This is a genomic window from Acidobacteriota bacterium, from assembly GCA_009838525.1.
Lineage (GTDB): Bacteria > Acidobacteriota > Vicinamibacteria > Vicinamibacterales > UBA8438 > VXRJ01.
In genome coordinates, this window is sequence record VXRJ01000018.1 from 104,050 (window position 1) to 124,781 (window position 20,732).

Consider the following 20,732-nt stretch of genomic DNA (forward strand, 5'->3'; position numbering starts at 1 on the left):
GCGCGGTTGTGAGGCGCCGCCCGACGCAATGCCTTACCTTCGATTCCTGCGCGACGACCGGGGTTACGAACACACCTACGTGCTCCACGGGTTTCAGTCCGGTTCCCGCCCGTCTCTCTTGTACTGGTTCCGAACGCCCCCGAACCTCTCGGTGGGTCGTGAGCCCCTGGACGAGGAGGCGCTGCGGGCGATCGAGGAGAGCCACCCCGAATTAACGTTCGACTGGTCGAAGATGACGAAGGCGACCCGTCCCGTCCCGCCGCCCCCGGACAAGGGTGCGAGGGCACGGGGCCGCCGTCGTGAGAGAGCCCGCGGAGCTCGGGCGGCATCGGAGTCCGCGGCGGCGGAAGCGCGGCCGGTAGTCGGACCGGATAAGTTGATGCCGTCCGACGCGGGAGTTCGCCCGTCGGAAGCGGTACCGCCGGCTGATGATACGCCGCCGTCCGACGAGGTGAATGAAGTGCCTGTCGAGCCGGAAGCGACGTCCTCCGGAGAAGAGGAAGCGGTCGAACCGGATGAGCATCCCGTGGCGGCGTTGTTGGGGGAGGACGCGCTGAACGCGCTTCGCATGCGGTACGCCGAGCTCTGCGAACTGTTGGCGGAGAGCGACCTGGAGCCAGCGGATCAGGTGGCCGTCACGGCGCGCCTGGAATCGCTCAATCCGGACGCGTGGCGTCCCGGAGAGGAAACCGTGGTCGGGATCGAGCGTTTCGACGGGGAGGCGGCGGCCATCCGCGACACGCTGGACGACTGACCGAAAGGCGCTCGACGTCGCGACGAACGGCGCTATAATTGCAGAGTCATGACTAAAGGGAACCTTGGAGCGGTCAGGTTCCGGGGCTTTCCGGCGGCGTTGCTGATCGCGGCCCTCGGTGTCGGGGTCGGGGTCGGCGCGCAGGCTCCCCAGGCTCCGGATCAGGTCGCGGACACCGCGAGCGATCCATCACCCATTTTCCGGTCGGGCGTGACGTTGGTGACGACCGACGTCATCGTGCGGGATGGAGACGGCGTCTTCCTCGCCGATCTGACCGAGAACGACTTCCGCGTCTGGGAAGACGACGTCGAGCAGGAAGTAGCGTCGCTGGTGCTCGTCCATGGCGGTCGCGTCTTCAATCAGTTGCTGCCGCCCCCGCCGCCGCAGGAGGGCATCATCCTGCCTCCCACCCGGGCGGTGAGCGAGACGGCGGGGCGGATCTTCGTCATCCTGGTGGACGACCTGCACATCGAGACCAGCAAGACGCCACGCGCTCGCGCCATCTTCGAGCAGTTGGCCGACAACCTCATCCACGAGGGCGACATGTTCGGCATCGTCTCGACCGGACCGTCCTCGATCCGTGTCGACATGACGTACGACCGGAGCCTCATCAAGTCGTCGGCCGACCGGATGACGGGGGACGGCTTCAATCCGAACGAGATGACGCTACTCTCGCCGGGCCCGCGCGGCGTGACCGAGCTGTCGTGGCGCGCCCATGTCGCCTTCAAGACGATGCGCGACGTCGTCGGCAACCTCGAGTCGATCCAGAACCGGAGAAAGGTTGTCATCTACTTCAGCAGCGGCTACGACTTCAATCCGTTCGAGCATGAGCGGATCTTCGCGCGGTCACCACTGGCTCAGGCCTACTCGGACTGGGGAAGTTTCGACCGGGAGAGCCTGTATGCAGGGCTGCCCGATCCGGTAAACGATCCGTTCGATCAGATCGCCCGCCAGGGCCAGGTGTTCAACGACGCCGATCTGGCGATGGAGATCGCCGAGTTGGCGAAGGCCGCCAACCGGGCGAACGCGTCGTTCTACACGGTCGACCCGCGCGGACTGGTGACGGGTCCGGACATCGACTTCCAGGGTCCGATGGAGTCGTTCCGCGATTACGTCTTCACGACACAGAACAGTCTGCGCGCACTTGCGGAACTGACGGGCGGGAGGGCGGTTGTGAACCGGAACGATTTTGATGACGCCTTCCGCGAGATCGACGCCGAGACGAGCGACTACTACGTGCTCGGCTTCTACTCGAGCAATCCCGATCCGACGTTCAGGACGCGCCGCCTGCGGGTCGAAGTGGAAGACCGGCAAGACCTCGAGGTTCAGCATCGGAGCCACTACACGTACGCCCGGGCAAGCGCGCGGGCCAGTGCCCCTCCACCGTAGAAACCACGGGCTCCCAGACTAGCGCGGGCCGGTTCTGGTAGACTTTCCGGACGTTGTCGAGCGAGATTCCGCTGAGGCCAACCGGTCAGGTTCGCTTTCCTCGCGAGCCGACTCGCTCCACACTGTCCGCGCTGGCCCTGTTCGTCGCGGGCATCGCCCTGCTTGGAGTCGGCCGGCTCGGTCCCGACACTACTCCTCCGGCGCAGCCCGTAGAGTCGGTACGGCTCGCCGACATTCACCTCGCGGCGACCGGGACGGAAGCCCCGCCGCCTACGTTCCTCGATGCCGAGGATCTTTCTGCGCCGCGCGTGCGTGCGGCGGCCGGCATCCTCTACAACCCGCGGACGAACGAGGTGCTCTGGGAGTCGCGCGGACTGGAGCAACGGCCGATCGCCAGCATTACAAAGGTGATGACGGCGCTCGTCCTGCTCGATCAGAGGCCGGACCTGTCGCACGACGTCGTGATTGCACGCGCCGATGTCCGCCGGGCGTCGACGACCTATCTGCGGCGCAGCGAGCGGGTGACGCTCGACGGGCTACTGCATCTTGCCCTGGTCGCATCGGACAACGCGGCGGCACGGGCCCTCGCGCGCGCGTCCGGCCTCGGTTCGCGCCACTTCGTCGAGGCGATGAACCAGAAGGCGGCGGAGCTGGGGCTGGATGCGACGCGGTTCGTCGAGCCGTCCGGTCTGGATGAGCGCAACGTCTCGACGCCGTACGACATCGCCCGGCTGATCGCGCACGCGAGCGCGGAACCGACTCTGACGCACATCATGCGGAAGTCTTCGCACCAGTTGCGGACCAGCCGGCGCCGGCTCACCGTCCGGAACACGAACCGTCTGCTGAGAGGCCGCCATCTGGTGCAGGCGGGCAAGACCGGCTATATCGACGAAGCGGGTTATTGCCTGACGGCGGTCGTCAAGCTGCCCGACAGCGATCCCCTCGCGCTGGTCGTCCTCGGCGTCAATTCCAATTCCGGCCGGTTCCGGGAAGCCCGACGTCTGGTCGACTGGGTTTCGACCAAGGGCCGGCCGCTCATCGACGGAAGCCGCCGCGCCGACTGACGGTTCGGTGCGGCCGGCGGCTGGCGGGACACACTCATGCGCGACGTCATCATCATTGGATCGGGACCGGCGGGTCTGACCGCCGCGCTCTACACGGCGCGCGCCAACCTGGATCCCCTGCTGATCGAGGGGCTCGAGGCGGGCGGGCAGTTGATGCTCACCACCGCGGTCGAGAATTATCCCGGCTTTCGCGACGGCATCATGGGGCCGGACCTTATGGCGGACATGCGTGCCCAGGCGGAGCGGTTCGGCACCGAGATAGTGCAGGGCGACGTCACGAAGCTCGGCCTGTCAGGTCCGCCGTTCACGGTGACCACCAGCGCCGGCGACGAGCAGGCGCGGACGCTGATACTTGCCACCGGCGCGTCGGCCCGGCTGCTCGGCCTGGAGTCCGAGCGGAAGCTGATGGGACACGGCGTCTCCACCTGCGCGACCTGCGACGGCTACTTTTTCCGCGGCAAGCCGATCGCGGTGGTGGGAGGCGGCGATTCGGCGATGGAGGAAGCGACGTTCCTGACGAAGTTCGCGTCGCGCGTCACTATCATCCACCGGCGCGATCGGTTCCGTGCGTCCAAGATCATGCAGGACAAGGCGCGGGCGAACGAGAAGATCAGCTTCGAAATGGACACCGTGGTCGAGCAGGTGCGCGACGTGGAGCAGGGTGTCGTAACCGGGGTCGTCGTCCGCAACGTCCGGACGGACGAGACGAAAGAACTGGAGGTCGACGGCCTCTTCGTTGCAATCGGCCATACGCCCAATACCAGCCTGGTTGAGGGGCAGCTCGAACTGGATCAGAACGGGTACATCATTCCGGGGCGGGGAGCGACCACCAGTGTGCCCGGCGTATTCGCCTGCGGCGACGTTCAGGATCACGTTTACCGCCAGGCCATTACCGCCGCCGGCTCCGGCTGCATGGCGGCCATCGACGCCGAGCGCTATCTCGAGTCGGTGTAGCTCTAGTCGATCCAGCCGCCGCCAAGCACTACGTCGCCGTCATAGACGACGACCGCCTGACCGGGCGCAATGGCCGGCTGGGCCTCATCGAACTCGAGCCGGAGCCGGTTTTCCTTCGCCGCCCAGACCCGTGCTGCCGCGGGGTCATGGTGGTGCCGGATCTGCGCCGTGACCCGCGTGCCGGCTGCCGGAGCGCCCTCGATCCAGTTGACGTCCGAGGCGTCGAGGGTCGTCCGGTCCAGCGAGTCGCGCGGGCCGACGGTGACCCGCGCGGTCGCCGCGTCGATCGCCGTGACGTAGAGCCGCGACTGACTCGGAACGCCGAGACCCTTCCGCTGGCCGACGGTGAAGCGGTGGATGCCGTCGTGGTGGCCCAGGACGTTGCCGGCGGCGTCGACCACGTCGCCCCCGCGTGACACGTCGGGAGCCCGCCGTTCCACGAACGTGGCGTAGTCGTTGTCGGGCACGAAGCAGATCTCGTGGCTGTCGGGCTTGTCGGCGACGGTGAGGCCCTGATCGCGCGCGATGCGGCGGACCGCGTCCTTCGTGAGTTCGCCGAGGGGAAAGCAGGCGCGCGCCAACTGCGCCTGCGTCAGCGAGAAAAGGAAATAGGACTGGTCCTTCGACTCGTCGACACCGCGGCGGAGGCGGCGCATCGTCTCTCCGCCAGGACTGGTAACCGTTTCGACGCGCGCGTAGTGGCCGGTAGCAACATGATCGGCGTCGAGGGCGCGCGCGCGCTCCAGAAGGCTCGCGAACTTCAGATCGCTGTTGCACCGGACGCAAGGGATCGGCGTCCGCGCCGCGGCGTAGTCCCGGACGAACGGGTCGATTACGCGTCGCGCGAAGGGCTCTTCGAAGTTGACGATGTAGTGCGGGATGCCGAGGCGTGCGGCGACGCGGCGCGCATCCTGCAGATCATCGATAGTGCAACACGAGCCGAACGACGCAGTTCCTCCGGTCTGGTCGTAGAGTTGCATCGAGAGCCCGACGACTTCGCGCCCGGTGTCGGCGAGCAGGGCGGCGGCGACGGACGAATCGACACCGCCAGACATCGCGACGACGACGCGCCCGGCTGCGGAAGCTGCGTCGCTGGTCTCCGTGGCAGCGCACGTCCGCCCCGCGACGGCGATCGTGGTCTCAGGCGGCATTGGTTCAGCCGGCGGCGACGGCGGCGCCACTCAGGGTACGGAGCTTCGCGACGACGCCGGGCATCACGTCGATGGCGCGGGCCACGTCGTCTTCGGTGTTGCCGAGACCAAGGCTGAAACGAATGGAGTTTTGTGCCCGGTGGGGCCGGAAGCCCATCGCGCGGAGGACATGCGACGGCTCCAGGGTCCCCGAAGAGCATGCGGATCCGGTGGATACGGCGATTCCCTCCAGATCGAGCGCGATGAGCAACGCCTCCGCTTCGACACCGTCGAAGCTGATATTGGTCGTGTTCGGCACGCGCTCGCCGGTTCCATTCACCATCGTGCCCGGAACCCCATCGAGAATGCCCGCTTCCAGTCGGTCGCGTAGTGCCGCGAGGCGTAGCGCGTCCGTCGCCAGCTTCTCTCGGGCGACCCGTGCCGCTACTCCCATTCCGACGATTCCCGGCACGTTCTCGGTGCCGGGCCGCCGGTTTCGCTCCTGGCGTCCGCCGGTGATCGGCGCGACAAGCCGGGCGCCGCGCCGCACCCACAGCGCGCCCACTCCCTTCGGTCCGTTGAACTTGTGGGCGGAGATCGAGAGCAGGTCGGCGCCCAGGGCACTGACGTCGATCGGATGCTTGCCCGCCGCCTGCACGACGTCGCTATGGAAAAGGGCGCCGTGTTCGTGGGCCAGGCGAGCAAGCTCGGCCACCGGCTGCAGGGTGCCGATCTCGTTGTTGGCGAGCATCACCGAGACCAGCGAGGTCTCGTCGGTCAGAGCGGCGGCCAGGTCGTTCGGATCGACAACGCCGCTCTCACCGACCGGCAGAAGCGTCGTCCTCCAGCCCTCCTTCACCAGCGACTTCAACGTGTTGAGCACCGCCTCGTGCTCTATGGACGAGGCAATCAGATGACGCCGTCCGGAAACTGCCGCTGCTGCCGCGACGCCCCGGATCGCCAGGTTGTCCGACTCGGTGCCGCTGCCGGTGAAGATCACGTCGTTGGGGCGTCCCGCCAGCAAACCGGCGACAGACGTCCGCGCCTCGTCGATCGCCGCCTTTGCCGCCTGTCCGAACGTGTGGACGCTCGACGCGTTTCCGAAGCAGCGCCGCTGCGTCGCGTCCATAGCATCCGCGACAGCGGGATTGACCGGCGTCGTGGCGTTGTGATCGAAGTAGATCCGCATCCCCAGCCATCCTAACATCGCCCCTGCGCGCGGCGAGGCCGCGCCGGCGCTCGCGCGTCGCCCTTCGGTATATACTCCCCGTTTGAGCAGGCGCCGGTGCTCGGTGCGCCGGCCGGCTCGAGCAGGAGTCCTCCGACCATGAATATGTGGATGCGTCAACCCGCTGACGACCCCAAGGACAGCCGTGGCGCGCCGGGCGCTGCAGCGCCCGGCGCCCAGCCGTCGGTTCGGGACGGCGCGAACGCGTCTTCGTCGAAGGGGTCGCAGTCGAGTAGTCGAGACGTCGTGCACATCGGCAGCTCGATTTCCATCAAGGGTCAGCTGAGTGGTAGCGAGGATGTGACGCTTGCGGGGCAGTTCGAGGGCCGTGTGGAATTGACGGACTATGTCCTGACCGTCGGTCCAGGCGCCCGCGTCAAGGCGGAGTTGTTCGCGAGAGTGATTGTCGTGCTGGGCAACGTGAAGGGCAACATCAAGGCTGGTGATCTGATTGCCATCCGGGGCAACGGATCGGTCGACGGCGATCTGGTCGCCCCACGGGTTGCCATCGAGGAAGGGGTCACCTTCAACGGCCGGATCGTGATGCAGCCCGGAACGTCGGACAAGGCGGCCGCGCCACAGGCGGCGGACAAGCAGGCGAAGGCGGATCCAGTAGCGGCACGGCCCGCGGCGGCGCCGGTCAATTAGGCGGGTCCGAGGGTTGCGACCATCCTGTCGTGACCGCTGGCGGCCGCGCGTTCCGCTTCCCGCATCACGTTCCAGCGACACCCATGGAGGAGGGTCATCGTGCGACCGGTCATCGCGCTCCTGACGGACTTCGGCACGCGGGATCATTACGTCGGCGCCATGCGCGGCGTGGTGCTGGACATCTGCCCCGACGCCACCGTCGTCGACATCACGCATGACGTACCGGCCCACGACGTGCTGACCGCCGGTCTGGAGCTGGCGGCTTCCTACCGCTATTTCCCCACCGGGACGATCTTTCTTGTGGTGGTCGATCCCGGGGTGGGCTCAACGCGGCGGGGCCTCGCGGCGGATACCGGCGACTACCGCTTCGTCGCGCCTGACAACGGCGTGCTGACGTCCGTCTTCCGCGAAGATCCGCCGAAGCGGGTTGTGCAACTGACCGAACGGCGCTACGCCCGGCCCACTGTCAGCCGAACGTTCGAGGGGCGCGACCGCTTTGCGCCGGGCGCGGCCTGGCTGGCAAAGGGCATCGAGTTGAATGCTCTCGGGCGTCCGGTGACCGACTACCGGATGCTCGACATTCCGGTGGCTGGCGTGGAGGGAGGCCGGATCGTGGGCGAGGTGCTCCGGGTCGATCGATTCGGCAATCTCGTGTCGAACATCGACCGACACACGTTCGAGCAGTTCGCCACTGGCGGATCGCTCCGGATCGATGTGGCGGAGCAGGAGATCGGACGACTCGTGGAAACCTATGCCGATATTCGCGAGGGCGAGGTATGCGCGCTGTTCGGCAGCACCGACCACCTGGAAGTCGCAGCCAACGAGGCGAGCGCGGCCGAGCGCCTGTCGGTCGACCGCGGGGCGGCTGTCGTGGTGAGCCGCAGCTGACCGGTTGGTTGAGGGAACTCGGGGGAGAGAGGGAGACGACAGATCGATGTTCGACATGGACCTGACGGAGGAACAGCAGCTACTGCAGCGGTCCGTGCGGGAGTGGGCGGCGCGCGAGATCGCACCGCGTATCCGGCAGCTTGACCGTGAACACCGGTTCGACCCGGCGATTCTGCCGCAGATGGCGGAGTTGGGCCTGCTGGGGATCTGCGTGCCGGAAGAGTACGGCGGCGCGGGGATGGACTACCTGAGCTACGGCCTGGCGTGCGAGGAACTGGAGTACGTCGACACGTCGCTACGGGTGATTCTCTCCGTGCATGTCGCACTGAACTCGCTGACCCTGCTCACGTGGGGGACGGATGATCAGAAACGGCGCTACCTGGCGCCGCAGGCGCAAGGAGAGAAGATCGGCAGCTACGGATTGACGGAGCCGGCAGCGGGGAGTGACGTCCGCGGCATTCAGACGACGGCCGTCAGGCACGGCGACAGCTACGTAATCACCGGCGAGAAGCAGTGGATATCGCTTGCCGACGTGGCGGATCACTTTCTCGTCTTTGCCTGGAGCGACCTCGAGAAGAAGCAGCAGCGCGACATATCCGGAATCAGCGCGTTCATCGTCGAGCGCGGCTACGCTGGCTTTTCGAGCGGCACGCTGACGGAAAAGTGGGGGATTCTGGCGGGTAACACCGGTTTCTTCAAGCTGGACGACGTCGAGGTGCCAGCGGAGAACCTGGTCGGGCGCGAGGGCGAGGGCTTCAAGATCGCGATGTTTGCGCTCGATCAGGGACGGTTGAGCGTTTCGGCCGGCGCCAGCGGCCTGATCCGCGCCTGCCGCGACGCGAGCGTGGCCTATGCGCGCGAGCGGAAGACCTTCGGCGTGCCGATCGCCCAGCACCAGCTGGTCAAGGAGATGATCGCGCGAATGGAGTCCGACTACCAGGCGGCGCGCCTCCTCTGGCAGCGGGCGGCGTGGCTGAAGAACGTTGGGCGGCGCAGCACGCGCGAAACCGGCCTCGCCAAGTGGTTCGCCACTGTCGCGTCGGAGCGGGCGGCGGGCGACGCGGTGCAGGTGCACGGCGCGAACGGTTACTCCGACGAGTACCCTGTCGGGCGCTTCTATCGCAACTGCAAGGCGGCAGTGATCTACGAGGGCACGCGCGAGATTCACACCCTGATGCAGGCCGACTACGCGCTCGGCTACCGGGTGGACAAGCCGACCCGTTGCACGTTGCCGGCCTACGAGGGAGAGGCGGTACGGGCGTGACGGCACTGGGACCGGAGCTGGCCAGCGGTTTCCTGGACGTGGTCGAGCAGGCGGCAATCGCCTGCGCCCACACGATGGGACAGGGCGATCGCCACCGCTCCGATCAGGTGGCGGTTGAGGCGATGCGTGGCCGGCTCGATCACGTGCCGATCGACGGTCGCGTCGTAATCGGCGAGGGCGAACGCGACCGGGCGCCGATGCTCTACATCGGCGAGCGGGTCGGGCAGGGCTCGAACGGGCATGTGGGATTGCCGGAGGTGGACATCGCGGTCGATCCGCTGGAAGGCACCAACCTCTGCGCCACCGGCGCGCCGCGCGCGATCGCGGTGCTCGCCGCGTCCGAACGAGGTGGCCTGCTGCATGCGCCCGACATCTACATGGAGAAGCTGGTGGTCGGCGCGCAGTCGAAACGCTCCGTCGACCTGAACGCGCCGGTCGCGGACAATCTTGCCGCCATTGCCCGGTGCCTTGACCGCGAGGTGCACGATCTCGTCATCGTCGTGCTCGACCGGAAGCGGCACGAGCCACTCATCAGGGAGATTCGCGAGGCCGGCGCCCGCATCCGGCTGATCAGCGACGGCGATCTGACCGCCGCGATCGGCGCCGCCATCGTAGGCACCACCGTCCATGCCGTGATGGGGAGCGGCGGGGCTCCCGAGGGCGTGCTCGCGGCCGCCGCGATGCGATGTCTCGGGGGCGAGATCTTCGGCCGGCTGATCATCGATACGCCGGAGAAGGAGGCGCGTGCCCGGTCGATGGGGATCGAGGATCCGTCACGCGTCTACACGTCGAAGGACCTGGCGTCGGGCAAGCAGGTGATCTTTGCTGCCACCGGCGTGACTGAAGGCGCGCTCATGAAGGGGGTGCGGTTCTTCGGCGAAGGGATTCGGACCAGCTCCGTCCTGATGCAGACCGATCCTCCCCGCGTTCAGTTCATCGACACGATCCACGTCAAGGATCAGGCGGGCCGCCGCGGCCTCCGTTTCTGATGGGCCGTGGCGGCGTCGTGCCCGTCGACGCCCGCCATCCCGATCCGGCCGTCCTCGACCGCGCCGGACGGGCGCTCGAGGCCGGCGATGTCGTGGCGTTTCCGACCGACACGTTGTACGGCCTGGCTGTGGATCCACGCAGTTCGGTGGCTGCGCGCCGGCTGTTCGCGCTGAAGGGGCGCGCGGCGCAAGTTGCGGTGCCGTTGATAGCGGCCGACATGGCGCAGGCGGACCTCGCCGTACGGATGTGGACGCCGCTGGCCCGGCGGTTGGCCGCGCGGTTCTGGCCCGGTCCGCTTTCGCTGGTACTGGAGGCGGCGCCGTCGCTCGACACCGCGGTGCTGGGTGGCGGAACAACCGTCGCGATCCGCGTGCCCGCGCATCCGCTGGCCCGCGCTCTCGCTGCCACGTTCACTCATCCGGTCACGGCAACGAGCGCAAACCGTAGCGGCACGCCGGCCGCCGCCGACGCGTCGGCGGTGGTTGCCGCGCTGGGTGACGGCGTCGCACTGGTGCTCGACGCGGGACCAACGGCGGCTGGCCCGCCGTCGACGATCGCCGACGCACGCGGCGAACAGCCGCGGCTGCTTCGGAAGGGCGCGATTGCATGGGACAGGCTGCTAGAATCGCTCGCGTGAAGCTGGCGCTGGCGTTGTTTCTGGCGACGGTTCTGGCGGTGGCCGCCACCGGTTGCGCCACGCGCGTGCCGGTCGTCACCACGCCGGCCTTTCCGGATTTCATCTACCCGGGTCCACCGGCGGCGTACGCGTCGTCGCCGCTCGCGGCGCTTCAGCGCGACGCCTGGGCATTCCTGCAATCGGGCGATCTCGACCGCGCCGAGGAACGTTTCTCGACCCTGTTGGAGGAGGACGAGGCGTTCTTTCCGGCTTCGGCCGGCCTCGGCTGGGTCCTGCTGGCCCGCGGCCAGGGGGGCGAGGCCCTGGGTCAGTTCGACGCCGCGCTCAACCGCTCCTCGGGCTATGTCCCCGCCCTTGTGGGACGGGGTGAGGCTCTTTTGGCGACCGGCGTGTTGTCGGCCGCGCTCGCCAGCTTTGAAGCAGCCGCCGCCGCCGATCCGGGGCTTGAGCGGATTGTTCGGGTGGCGGGCGAATTGCGCCTCCGCGTGATGACCGAACGTCTGGCCGACGCGCGCAGCGCGATGGAGCAGGGGCGGTTCGAGGATGCGGTGTCGGCCTACGCCGACGTGATTGCCGCTTCGCCCGACAGCGGATTCCTCTACGTGGAACGAGCCCGGGCGATGGCGCAGGCCGGCGACGCGGACGCGGCGCTGGAGGAGGTGCGGCGTGCGTCCGGTCTCGATCCGAACGATGTCGAGGCAATCCGCCTGGAGGGCGGGTTGCTGGAGACCCTGGGCGATCTCGACGGCGCCCTCGACGCGTTCCGGCGGGCCGAGGCCATTGCCCCGGACCCCGCGACCGCGGACAGACTGGCGCGGCTGATCGCGGCGCTCCGGCGAGAGGGGCTTCCGCGTGAGTACTCCGCCATTGCGGGCAACACCCGGGTGACCCGCGGGGATCTGGCCGCATTGGTTGGGGTAGAGCTGGCGGACCTGCTCGACGCCGCCGCGACCGGCAGGGCGACGCCGATACTGATCGACACGCGCAACCACTGGGCAAACCGCTGGATTGTCACGGCGGCGCAGGCGGGCGTCATCCTGCCGGAGGCGGGCAACCGGTTTGACCCGGAGCGCAACATCCGGCGTGGCGATCTGGCTGAGGTGGCCGGCGCGGTTCTCACCTTGATCGCGGACATCGATCCGGTTGCGGCGAGTGCCTGGGAGGGTGAGCGGCCCCGCTTCCGGGACATGGGAACGGGGCACCTGAACTACGACGGCGCCGCGCGCGCGGTTGCCGCCGGCGTCCTGTCGACGATAGAGGGTGACCGGTTCGAACCGACCCGGCCGGTCGGCGGCGCCGATGCGGTCGATGCGATCAGGCGGCTGGGGCGGCTGGCCGCCGCGGCGGGCGCGGCGCCATGACGGCGCTGACCACCGCGAATCAGTTGACGCTGTTCCGGCTCCTGCTGGTGCCGTGTCTCGTAATCCTGGTCTTGTACGGCTTCAACGGCTGGGCGTTCGTCACGTTCGTGGTTGCCGGCGTGACCGATGCCCTCGACGGCGTGATTGCCCGGCGCTACGGCCAGCCGACCCGCCTCGGGGCGCTTCTTGACCCGATGGCGGACAAGCTGCTGCTGGTGTCCACGTTCGTCGTCCTGACGATGCCGCTCGGCCTGCCGAACCAGTTGCCGATCTGGTTCACCGTGCTGGTTATCAGCCGTGACGTAATCATCGTACTGACCGTCGCCATCGTGAATCTGGCAATCGAGCGGCGGGTCTTCTATCCGTCGCTGCCGGGGAAGGTCGCGACCGTCCTGTACATCCTGACCGGCGCGATCACGTTGCTGTACAACTACCTTGGCTACGCCTCACCGGTGGTCACCTGGACGGTGTACGCGGCGCTGGCCGTGACGATCATCTCCGGGCTGCACTACATCGTTCACGCCGCGCGGCTCGTGAACGAGGGCTAGCCGGTGTCCAGCTTCCCGCGGAAGTACTCGATTGTCGGCTGCAGGCCATCGGCGAACGTAACCTCGGGCTCCCAGCCGAGCTGCTCCCGCGCTCTGGCGATGTCGGGCTGGCGCACCTTCGGATCGTCGACCGGCAGGGGCCGGTGGACGATGCGCGAGGACGATCCGGTCGCTGTGATGATCGCCTGGGCCACCTCCAGAATGGTCATCTCGGCCGGGTTGCCGATGTTGACCGGGTCGGTGACGTTCGACTCGGCCAGCGCGATCACGCCGCGCACCAGGTCGCTGATGTAGCAGAGGCTGCGCGTCTGCTCTCCGTCGCCGTAGACCGTAACGTCCTCGCCGCGTAGCGCCTGCGTGATGAAGTTCGGCACCGCGCGGCCGTCCCGCAGCCGCATCCGCGGCCCATACGTGTTGAAGATCCGGGCGATGCGGGTTTCGAGGCCGTGATAGCGGTGGTAGGCGGTGGTCATGGCTTCGGCGAAACGCTTCGCCTCGTCGTACACTCCTCGCGGGCCTATCGGGTTGACGTTGCCCCAGTAGTCCTCCCGCTGAGGATGCGCGAGCGGGTCCCCGTAGATCTCCGACGTCGACGCCAGTACGAATCGGGCGCCCTTCGCCTTGGCGAGGCCGAGTGCGTTGTGGGTGCCCAGCGCGCCTACCTTGAGGGTCGGGATAGGCAGGTCCAGGTAGTCGATCGGGCTGGCCGGGCTGGCCCAGTGCAGGACGAGATCGACATCTTCTTCCACCGCGATGTAGTTCGTCACGTTGTGCTTGATGAACCGGAAGTTCGGTCCGGCGAGGTGCGCGACGTTGGCGATGTCCCCGGTCAGGAGGTTGTCGATGCCGACAACCGCGTAGCCCCGTGCGATCAGAGCGTCGGCGAGGTGGGAGCCGATGAAGCCGGCGGCTCCGGTGATGACGGCGCGGCGCATGGGAAAGCGGCGGGCGAAGTTCGACTCAGTAGGCGTGCCGGTGCAACAGCAGGTGCACCACCGTGAGCCACATGATCTTCAGGTCGAGCGTGATCGACCAGTTCTCGATGTAGTGCAGGTCGTACTCTATGCGCTTTTCAATCGACGTGTTGCCGCGCCAGCCGTTCACCTGCGCCCACCCGGTGATGCCTGCCTTCACCTTGTGGCGCAGCATGTACTTGGGTACGCGCGCCTTGAACTGATCGACAAAGAAGGGACGCTCCGGCCGGGGGCCGACCAGTGACATGTCGCCGCGCAGCACGTTCCAGAACTGCGGCAGCTCGTCCAGGCTGAACCGGCGCAGGAAGCGTCCGATCGTCGTGCGGCGCGGATCGTTCTCGCGCGCCCAGATCGGTCCGGTGTCCTGTTCCGCGTTCTCGTACATGGACCGGAACTTCAGCAGCATGAAGGCCTGGCCGTCGAGCCCCATCCGTTCCTGCCGGTAGAGGGCCGGGCCGGGCGACGTCATCCGGATGGCCGCCGCTATGGCCGCCATCGGCAGCGCGAGGACGACGAGGGCGACGCTGGAGCTGGCGACGTCCATCATCCGTTTCAGCGCGCTGTTGAAACCGCGCAGCGGCACGTCGTTGACGTTGATCAACGGCATGCCGTCCAGTTCCTCGAGGCGGGCGCGCAACGTGACGAACTGGAGGAAGTCCGGGATGACCTTGACGTCGATGCACTCGCGGTTCGCTACTTCGATGAGGTTCAGCGTCTTGACATGCTGCTCGACGGGCAGCGCGACATACAGTTGATCGATCTCCTCCCGGTGGATCACCTCTGCCGCGTCGTCGAGCGTGCCGAGGAGCGGCAGCCCCCGGTAGCCGATCCGATCGCCGCCGGCCTCGTCGTCCAGGAAGCCGATGACCTGGTACCCGAACTCGGCGTGCTGGAGGAACCGGTCGGCCACGTGCCGCGCCAGATCGTGGGTTCCGGCGATGAGCACGCGGCGCAGCCCGATGCCCGCCGCATAGCGATGCTGCAGGTAGCGTCGGACGAGATCGCGCGACAGGTAAGTGAACCCGATGTTGAGGGCGACGAAGAAAGCCCAGACCAGACGCGAGACTTCGTAGGCGCCGGTATCGCGGGCCGCGTCAGTGGCGACGTAGACCTGGACGTAGAGGGTGGCGAGCAGGCCGACGGCAACCGTGAGCAGGGTGCCGACGAGGACCGCGAAGAAGTCGTCGACGGCGGTCCGGTTGCGGCGGTAGCGGTAGGTGCCCTGCAGGTAGAACATGACCGGGATCAGCAGGCCGATGAACGGCATCAGCACCAGGTACTGATCGAACGGGGGCTGACCCTTGGGAGCGGCGAACAGGCCGGTCTCGAAGCGGATGAAGTAGGCGAGCGCAAAGGCGCACATCCCGATCAGGCAGTCGAGGACGAGGTGCACCGCCGTGAGCAATCGGGTCTGGTGGGTCATCGTCTCGGGACCATGCCGTCGTTTCAGGTTGCCGCCACCGCCTCTATGGCGCTGCGCATCCGTTCTGCGAAGACCGGCCGCGAAAAGCGGCAGGCGGCCAGATGCAGCCTAACCGGATCGAACGAACTGTCATCGATGGATCGCATGGCGTTCGCGAACGCTTCCGGCGTTGCCTCCTCCACCAGCATACCGGTGACGCCGTGCTCGACCGTCTCGCATGCGCCTCCCCGCGCGAGCGCCACTACCGGCCGTCCGCACGCCTGCGCCTCGACCGGCGCGATTCCGAAGTCCTCTTCCCCCGGCAGCAGCAGCCCGCGCGAGTTGCGGTAGATTTCCCGCAACTCATCCGCCGGGCAATGCGGGATGAACTCGACCGACGGCCCCGCCAGCGCGCGCAGCCGTCCTGCTTCGGGCCCGTCGCCGACGATCCGCAGCGGCGTTTCCGCCAGCCGGCAGGCCTCTATCGCGAGGTCGACACGCTTGTACGGCACCAACGCTGACACCACGACGAACCCGCCCCGCGGCGGCGCCTCGCCGGGATGATAGAAACCGGTATCCACCGGGGGCGCAATCACCGCCGCCTCACGACCATAATATCGGCGAATGCGCTCTGCAACGTAGCGCGAAATGGCGATGTAGCAATCGACCCGGCCTGCCGTGGCGGCGTCCCAGCGCGCCATGCGTCGCATCGCGGCGCGGTAGAACCGGCTCCGCAGCCCCCCCACCCGGTCCGGGCCGAAATACGCGTCGAACTGGTCCCACGCATATCGCATCGGCGTGAAGCAATAGCAGAGGTGGCGCGCCCGCCCCGTCGGCACGGCTGCCTTTGCGGCGCAATGGCTCGTGCTGATCACCAGGTCGAATCGGTCGAGATCGAACTGCTCGATGGCGGCGGGGAAGAGCGGAAGGTAGTGCCGGTACCGGGTCCGCGCGAATGGCAGCAACTGGATGAACGACGTGCGCGGCCGGAGCGCTTCGAGTCGCGGCGACGTGGTGCCTCGCGCGTGCAGCAGCGTGAACAGCTCCGCCTGCGGCACCAGATCCAGGATGGCCTCGAGGGCGAACTCGCCGCCGCGCATTCCGGTGAGCCAGTCGTGGACGACCGCGACGCGGCAGCCGTCGATGGCGGCGGGAGCAACCGCATTCGCGTCGGGCGGCGGGGAGGAGGGCGACGTCGTCACCTGTCAGCCTCGATCTCTTCATAGATCCGGCGGACACGGCGAACCGACTGTTCCCAGGAGAAATGGCCTACCCGTTCCAGACCCTTCTGCTGGAGTGCCGCGCGCAGGCCGGCATCCTCGAGCAGAACGGTTATTCCCTCGGCGATCGCTTCGGGATCGTGCGGGTCGACCAGGACCGCCGCGTCGCCCAGCACTTCGGGGAGCGACGACACGTTCGAGGCGACCACCGGCGTGCCGCATGCCAGCGCTTCCAGCGGCGAGAGCCCGAATCCCTCGTACAGCGACGGGAAGACGAAGACCTCGGCGAGGTGGTACAGCACGGCCAGCGTTTCAATGGTCTGGTAGCCAAGGAACCTGACGTGACGGTGCAGATGGTGGCGGTGCACGGCTCGCCGGAGCATGCTGTAGCGGGAGACTTCGCTGCCCGTCAGCAGCAGGCCGACATCCTCGAAGCCGCGCCGGCGCACTGCGACATAGGCATCGATCAGCCGTTCGAGGTTCTTGTGGGGCTTCACGTTCCCCGCGTACATGATGAACCGCTCGGGCAACTGGTAGCGCTCACGCACCCGCACCATGGCTTCCTCGGTGCATGGGGCGTGGAAGCGGTCGTCGATCGCGTTCGGGATGACGGTCACCCTCGACTCCGGAATGCCGAAGAAGTGCAGGATGTCCTCCTTCGACGCCTGCGAGACGGTGAGTATCCTCCGCGCCCGGCGCGTGGCGGCCCAGCACTGGCTCCAGGCGTAGGCGTGCGCGAGGCGGTTCGGGAGGTACTGGGGGAACCGGAGGTGGATGCAGTCGTGGATGGTCACGACAGTGCGGCAGGGCGTGAGGGGCGGCAGAACGTAGTGAGGCGCGTGGAACAGGGTGGCGCCGGTGCGGCTCAGGCTCAGCGGCACGGCGACCTGCTCGCGCACCGAGTAGTTGGGCGCGCGAAGCGGAACGGGACGAAAGTTGGGGCCGAGCTCCGCGATCTGATCCGCGTCCTCGGGCCGCGTGAGCAGAACGTACTCGGTGCGGCGGTCGAGGCGCGCGAGCTGGCGCACCAGGTTGCTGACGTACGTGCCGATTCCGAAGTCGTGCAGCTTGCGTACGTCGATGGCGATACGCACCGTCAAACTCTATCGCGCCCGCGCCTTCCTATCGTGGCCGCGCCCCGGCCTCCGGCAGCTCGCCCCGCAGGCGCAGATAGAAACGCAGCAGGGGGAGCCAGCGGGGGTGATGCTTGGCGTAGAAGGCAAGGTGGCTTCGCCGGTAGGCATCGCGAGTGGCGTCCGGATTCGTGCTGCCGGACCGGCCCCGGCGATGAATGACTTCCGACTCCGGCGTATAGAGAATGCGTCCGCCGGCCGCCCGCAGGGCGGCGCACAAGTCGACGTCTTCCGCGTAGAGGAAGTAGCGCTCGTCCAGCCAGGCCGCCGCGTCGCCCGCCGAGCGGCGCACCAGGAGGCAGGCGCCGCTCACCCAGTCCGGATGGTGTTCCCGTGCCGCCAGCCGTGCGATCCGCCGGCGCAGCCAGCCGGGGCCGCGCGCAAGGATGCGGACGCGGCACTTCTGCCGTGCTTCGTTCCAGGGTGACATCATGCGGCCGAATGACAGCTCCAGGGCGCCGTCCGCGCCGATCAGGCGGGGGCCGGCGGCGACGGCGGCGGCATCGGCGTCGAGCCGGGCGATGAGACGGTCCAGGCTGCCCGGCGGGACTACGGTGTCGCTGTTCAGCAGCAGCACGAGGTCGCTTGCCGTCGCGCGGATACCGGCGTTGTTCGCGGCCGCGAAGCCGGCGTTGCGTCCCATCGCGATCACGTCGACCGTCGGCCAGGTGTCACGCACCGCCGCCGCGCTTCCGTCGGTCGAGGCATTGTCCACCACGACGATTCGGTGGGTTGCCGCCGGCGGCGCGTCGTGCAGCGACTGCAGGCAGTCGCACAGATCGCCGCACGTGTTGTAGCTGACGATGACGATCGCGAGGCGTGTCATCGGGCCCGCTCCGCCGCGACCCCTTCGAGCACCCCCAGGGTGGCGGCGGCCGCCCGCCGCCACGTGTAGCGGGCGAGAGTTGCTTCGCGCCGCGCCAGGAGGGCGGCACGTGCCGACGGACTGGTCAGCAGGTCGACCATGACCGCGGCGATGGCGTCCGGATCGCCGATGGGCACGTAGCGCACGGCATCGCCGTACACCTCCCGCGCCACCGGGATGTCGCCGACGACGGCCGGCACGCCGGCGGCGAGCGCTTCCAGCGGCGTAAGGCCGAACCCCTCGTATTCCGAGAGCCAGGCGAAAAGCGTGGCCCGGCGGTAGAGGGTTGCGAGGGCGCGGTCATCCACGTAGTCGAGGCAGGTTACGCGGTCGGCGACGCCGGCCGCGTCCGCACTCCAGTCCAGATCCTCCGGCGGATACGTCCGATCCGGCCCCACGATGGTCAGGTGCGCGGCCGGAACCCGTTTCGCCACCCGCGCGAACGCGGCGACCAGCAGTGGCAGGTTCCGGCGCGTGAAGCGGGCTCCTGCATACAGTACGAGCGGACCGTCGGCCGGATCCGCCGGATGCCACGGCCCCACCCCGGCATCGTCGTCCGAAGCGCCGGTGCTCTCCGTTTCTGCGGGTGGGGTGGCGGGGGTGGCCACGCCGTTCGAAACCACATGGACGCGGGACGGATCCACGGCATAACCGTCGACAATCTCCCGTCGGGAGCACTCGGACACGGTTACGATGGCGCGGGCGGCGCGGGCCGATTGGCGGGCGAGCCAGCGGCGGCGCAGTCCCTCGCGTGGCCCGAACCACTCCGGGTGGGTCTCGAACGAAATGTCATGCAGCGTGACCGCTCTCGGGGCGGCAAGGGCGAGCGGCACCGAGTAGGCGGGCCCGAAGAATACATCGACGCGATCCGTGGCGGCCCGGCGCGCAAGCGCCGTCTGCTCCCACCAGGCGCCGCCGCTGCCCGGCACCCGCACGATGGCCATGCGGGCTCCCTCCGAAGCACGTTCCTCGTCCTCCGCCGGACCCAACGCGTCCGACGCGTCCGCCGGTGCATAGACCAGCATCTCGTGTTCCGCGGCCGCCGGCATTCGTGTCCATTCCCGGCAGAGATTTACCAGATAGCGTCCAACGCCAGTCGTCTGGCCAAGCAACTCGCGGCCGTCGATGCCGATCCTCATCCGACGCCTCGGGCTGCAACCGCCTCCCGGTACGTCTTGCACAGGGCGCGTGCCGACGCCTCCCAGGTGAACTCGCGCACTTGCTCATACCCACGCGCGACGCAGCGTTCGGCAAGCGCGTCGTCGGTGATGATGCGATCGAGTGCGCCGGCGAGCGCTTCGGTGTCGTCCGGGTCCACGATCAGGCCGGCGTCGCCGACGACCTCGGGCAGCGCGCCCCGATTGGAAGCCACCACCGGAACACCGCATGCCATCGCCTCGAGGACCGGGAGTCCGAAGCCTTCGTCAAAGGAAACCAGGGCCAGGGCGCGGGCGCCGGCGTAGAGTTGGTCGCGCGTCGGACCGTCGACGTAGCCGGTGAAGCGAATCCGCCCGGCGAGGGGCGGCCTGTCGCAACGCGTGCGCCAGTCGGGCGCCGGGCCGTCGGGCATCGCGCCGGCGAGCACCAGCGGCGGAACCTCCGGCCGGAGCTGCACGAGCCGCGCGTAGGCGTCGATCAGGCCGGCGACGTTCTTGCGCGCCGCCAGGGTGCCCACGAAGAGCAGGTGCCCGTCCGCCGGGATCGAGGCGCGCGGGGCGAGGTCGGGTGCGCCATGGCGGCAGATTGCGATCCGTCCGGGCGGCACTTCCAGGCGCCGGGCCACCTCGCCCGCGGTCCATGCCGACGGGACGACGATGCGGTCGGCCCGATGGGCATGCTGTCGCACGAGTCGCGGGTAGTCACGGCGCGCTTCGCGCTCGGTCCGTTCCGGGTGATCGAGAAAGTCGAGGTCATGGATGGTGACCACGCACGCCGCGTCGCGCGACGGGATCAGGAGGGGTTCGGGGGAGTGCACCACGTCGAAAGCGCTGCCGGCGAGCATCTCGATCGGCGGCCACTCCATCCGGCGCCACGCACGGTTCAGCGTCCGGAACGGAATGCGCCGGTCAATCCATCCGACCCCGTCGGGAAGCGGATCGGCGCTATCGGCGAGGCGGTCGCGCCAGGAGGCGCTGAAGACGGTCAATTCGACCCGTTCGCCGGCATCGTCCGATGTCGGGAGGCGGGAAAGTGCGCCGACCGCCTGGTGCACGAATTCGCCCACCCCTGTCCGTCGACGGAGGGCCGGCCGATAGTCGATCAGGACGCGCACGCTGGCCGCGA

At 68.2% G+C, this 20,732-nt stretch carries 20 protein-coding genes; 11 read left to right on the forward strand and 9 right to left on the reverse strand.

All coding sequences use genetic code 11. The features are described from left to right. Positions 1 to 28: 28 nt before the first annotated feature. Genes F4Y45_06320 through trxB form a run of 4 tightly spaced genes read left to right on the forward strand, consistent with a single transcriptional unit; the run spans position 29 to position 4,161 of the window. Positions 29 to 754, forward strand: a complete 726-nt coding sequence (locus tag F4Y45_06320) for a hypothetical protein (GenBank protein MXY24122.1) — start codon at positions 29 to 31, stop codon at positions 752 to 754. 48 nt (positions 755 to 802) lie between these two features. After that, the gene (locus F4Y45_06325; GenBank protein ID MXY24123.1) at positions 803 to 2,143 is read left to right on the forward strand and encodes a VWA domain-containing protein; all 1,341 of its coding nucleotides are present in this window, start codon (positions 803 to 805) and stop codon (positions 2,141 to 2,143) included. Between the two features lie 53 nt (positions 2,144 to 2,196). Next, positions 2,197 to 3,207, forward strand: a complete 1,011-nt coding sequence (locus F4Y45_06330) for a D-alanyl-D-alanine carboxypeptidase (GenBank protein ID MXY24124.1) — start codon at positions 2,197 to 2,199, stop codon at positions 3,205 to 3,207. Between the two features lie 36 nt (positions 3,208 to 3,243). Next, positions 3,244 to 4,161, forward strand: coding sequence for a thioredoxin-disulfide reductase (trxB, locus tag F4Y45_06335; protein MXY24125.1), 918 nt, complete (start codon positions 3,244 to 3,246; stop codon positions 4,159 to 4,161). Positions 4,162 to 4,163: 2 nt separating this feature from the next. Here trxB and mnmA read toward each other — a convergent pair whose 3' ends face one another. Both mnmA and F4Y45_06345 read right to left on the reverse strand, forming a co-directional pair. Beyond that, positions 4,164 to 5,312: a tRNA 2-thiouridine(34) synthase MnmA gene (mnmA, locus tag F4Y45_06340; GenBank protein ID MXY24126.1), complete on the reverse strand. Its 1,149-nt coding sequence runs from the start codon at positions 5,310 to 5,312 to the stop codon at positions 4,164 to 4,166. A 4-nt stretch (positions 5,313 to 5,316) separates the two neighbouring features. Next, complete coding sequence (locus F4Y45_06345; GenBank protein ID MXY24127.1) at positions 5,317 to 6,498, reverse strand: cysteine desulfurase; 1,182 nt, start codon at positions 6,496 to 6,498, stop codon at positions 5,317 to 5,319. Positions 6,499 to 6,630: 132 nt separating this feature from the next. On the opposite strand from F4Y45_06345, the gene F4Y45_06350 reads away from it, so the two are divergent. The 7 genes from F4Y45_06350 to F4Y45_06380 are packed head-to-tail and all read left to right on the forward strand — an operon-like array spanning position 6,631 to position 12,855. Continuing rightward, positions 6,631 to 7,167 (forward strand): polymer-forming cytoskeletal protein, encoded by a 537-nt coding sequence (locus F4Y45_06350; protein ID MXY24128.1) that lies wholly within the window; start codon positions 6,631 to 6,633, stop codon positions 7,165 to 7,167. Between the two features lie 36 nt (positions 7,168 to 7,203). Continuing rightward, on the forward strand, positions 7,204 to 8,055 hold the full coding sequence (locus F4Y45_06355; protein MXY24129.1) for an SAM-dependent chlorinase/fluorinase: 852 nt from the start codon (positions 7,204 to 7,206) through the stop codon (positions 8,053 to 8,055). Between the two features lie 46 nt (positions 8,056 to 8,101). Further along, positions 8,102 to 9,319 (forward strand): butyryl-CoA dehydrogenase, encoded by a 1,218-nt coding sequence (locus tag F4Y45_06360; GenBank protein ID MXY24130.1) that lies wholly within the window; start codon positions 8,102 to 8,104, stop codon positions 9,317 to 9,319. Between the two features lie 5 nt (positions 9,320 to 9,324). Continuing rightward, complete coding sequence (gene glpX / locus F4Y45_06365) at positions 9,325 to 10,308, forward strand: class II fructose-bisphosphatase (protein ID MXY24131.1); 984 nt, start codon at positions 9,325 to 9,327, stop codon at positions 10,306 to 10,308. Then, positions 10,308 to 10,946, forward strand: coding sequence for a threonylcarbamoyl-AMP synthase (locus tag F4Y45_06370; GenBank protein ID MXY24132.1), 639 nt, complete (start codon positions 10,308 to 10,310; stop codon positions 10,944 to 10,946). The genes glpX and F4Y45_06370 overlap by 1 nt, the downstream gene beginning before the upstream one ends. Then, positions 10,916 to 12,307, forward strand: a complete 1,392-nt coding sequence (locus F4Y45_06375; GenBank protein ID MXY24133.1) for a tetratricopeptide repeat protein — start codon at positions 10,916 to 10,918, stop codon at positions 12,305 to 12,307. Before F4Y45_06370 ends, F4Y45_06375 begins: the two co-directional genes overlap by 31 nt. Beyond that, entirely contained in the window at positions 12,304 to 12,855 is a 552-nt protein-coding gene (locus F4Y45_06380) for a CDP-alcohol phosphatidyltransferase family protein (GenBank protein MXY24134.1), read from the forward strand. The genes F4Y45_06375 and F4Y45_06380 overlap by 4 nt, the downstream gene beginning before the upstream one ends. On the opposite strand, the gene F4Y45_06385 is transcribed toward F4Y45_06380, so the two are convergent. Genes F4Y45_06385 through F4Y45_06415 form a run of 7 tightly spaced genes read right to left on the reverse strand, consistent with a single transcriptional unit; the run spans position 12,852 to position 20,661 of the window. Then, positions 12,852 to 13,790: an SDR family oxidoreductase gene (locus F4Y45_06385; protein ID MXY24135.1), complete on the reverse strand. Its 939-nt coding sequence runs from the start codon at positions 13,788 to 13,790 to the stop codon at positions 12,852 to 12,854. The two genes, F4Y45_06380 and F4Y45_06385, sit on opposite strands and share 4 nt — an antisense overlap. A gap of 25 nt (positions 13,791 to 13,815) precedes the next feature. Continuing rightward, a complete protein-coding gene (locus tag F4Y45_06390; protein MXY24136.1) occupies positions 13,816 to 15,252 on the reverse strand; it encodes an undecaprenyl-phosphate glucose phosphotransferase in 1,437 nt (478 codons plus the stop codon). Between the two features lie 23 nt (positions 15,253 to 15,275). After that, positions 15,276 to 16,376 carry a glycosyltransferase family 4 protein gene (locus F4Y45_06395; protein MXY24137.1) on the reverse strand — a complete coding sequence of 367 codons (1,101 nt, stop codon included), beginning with the start codon at positions 16,374 to 16,376 and terminating at the stop codon, positions 15,276 to 15,278. A 53-nt stretch (positions 16,377 to 16,429) separates the two neighbouring features. Continuing rightward, complete coding sequence (locus F4Y45_06400; GenBank protein MXY24138.1) at positions 16,430 to 17,551, reverse strand: glycosyltransferase family 4 protein; 1,122 nt, start codon at positions 17,549 to 17,551, stop codon at positions 16,430 to 16,432. 22 nt (positions 17,552 to 17,573) lie between these two features. After that, positions 17,574 to 18,410, reverse strand: coding sequence for a glycosyltransferase family 2 protein (locus F4Y45_06405; GenBank protein MXY24139.1), 837 nt, complete (start codon positions 18,408 to 18,410; stop codon positions 17,574 to 17,576). After that, complete coding sequence (locus F4Y45_06410) at positions 18,407 to 19,588, reverse strand: glycosyltransferase family 4 protein (protein MXY24140.1); 1,182 nt, start codon at positions 19,586 to 19,588, stop codon at positions 18,407 to 18,409. Before F4Y45_06410 ends, F4Y45_06405 begins: the two co-directional genes overlap by 4 nt. Next, on the reverse strand, positions 19,585 to 20,661 hold the full coding sequence (locus F4Y45_06415) for a glycosyltransferase family 4 protein (GenBank protein MXY24141.1): 1,077 nt from the start codon (positions 20,659 to 20,661) through the stop codon (positions 19,585 to 19,587). The genes F4Y45_06410 and F4Y45_06415 overlap by 4 nt, the downstream gene beginning before the upstream one ends. Positions 20,662 to 20,732: the final 71 nt, after the last annotated feature.

Excerpts from the sequence above, each read along its gene's own strand:
- F4Y45_06325 (MXY24123.1), top strand. The coding sequence starts at position 803 with ATGACTAAAGGGAACCTTGGAGCGGTCAGGTTCCGGGGCTTTCCGGCG.
- F4Y45_06405 (MXY24139.1), bottom strand. The coding sequence starts at position 18,410 with ATGACACGCCTCGCGATCGTCATCGTCAGCTACAACACGTGCGGCGAT.
- F4Y45_06390 (MXY24136.1), bottom strand. The coding sequence starts at position 15,252 with ATGACCCACCAGACCCGATTGCTCACGGCGGTGCACCTCGTCCTCGAC.
- F4Y45_06345 (MXY24127.1), bottom strand. The coding sequence starts at position 6,498 with ATGTTAGGATGGCTGGGGATGCGGATCTACTTCGATCACAACGCCACG.
- F4Y45_06360 (MXY24130.1), top strand. The coding sequence starts at position 8,102 with ATGTTCGACATGGACCTGACGGAGGAACAGCAGCTACTGCAGCGGTCC.
- F4Y45_06380 (MXY24134.1), top strand. The coding sequence starts at position 12,304 with ATGACGGCGCTGACCACCGCGAATCAGTTGACGCTGTTCCGGCTCCTG.
- F4Y45_06385 (MXY24135.1), bottom strand. The coding sequence starts at position 13,790 with ATGCGCCGCGCCGTCATCACCGGAGCCGCCGGCTTCATCGGCTCCCAC.
- F4Y45_06350 (MXY24128.1), top strand. The coding sequence starts at position 6,631 with ATGCGTCAACCCGCTGACGACCCCAAGGACAGCCGTGGCGCGCCGGGC.
- F4Y45_06320 (MXY24122.1), top strand. The coding sequence starts at position 29 with ATGCCTTACCTTCGATTCCTGCGCGACGACCGGGGTTACGAACACACC.
- F4Y45_06410 (MXY24140.1), bottom strand. The coding sequence starts at position 19,588 with ATGAGGATCGGCATCGACGGCCGCGAGTTGCTTGGCCAGACGACTGGC.
- trxB (MXY24125.1), top strand. The coding sequence starts at position 3,244 with ATGCGCGACGTCATCATCATTGGATCGGGACCGGCGGGTCTGACCGCC.
- mnmA (MXY24126.1), bottom strand. The coding sequence starts at position 5,312 with ATGCCGCCTGAGACCACGATCGCCGTCGCGGGGCGGACGTGCGCTGCC.
- F4Y45_06370 (MXY24132.1), top strand. The coding sequence starts at position 10,308 with ATGGGCCGTGGCGGCGTCGTGCCCGTCGACGCCCGCCATCCCGATCCG.
- F4Y45_06375 (MXY24133.1), top strand. The coding sequence starts at position 10,916 with ATGGGACAGGCTGCTAGAATCGCTCGCGTGAAGCTGGCGCTGGCGTTG.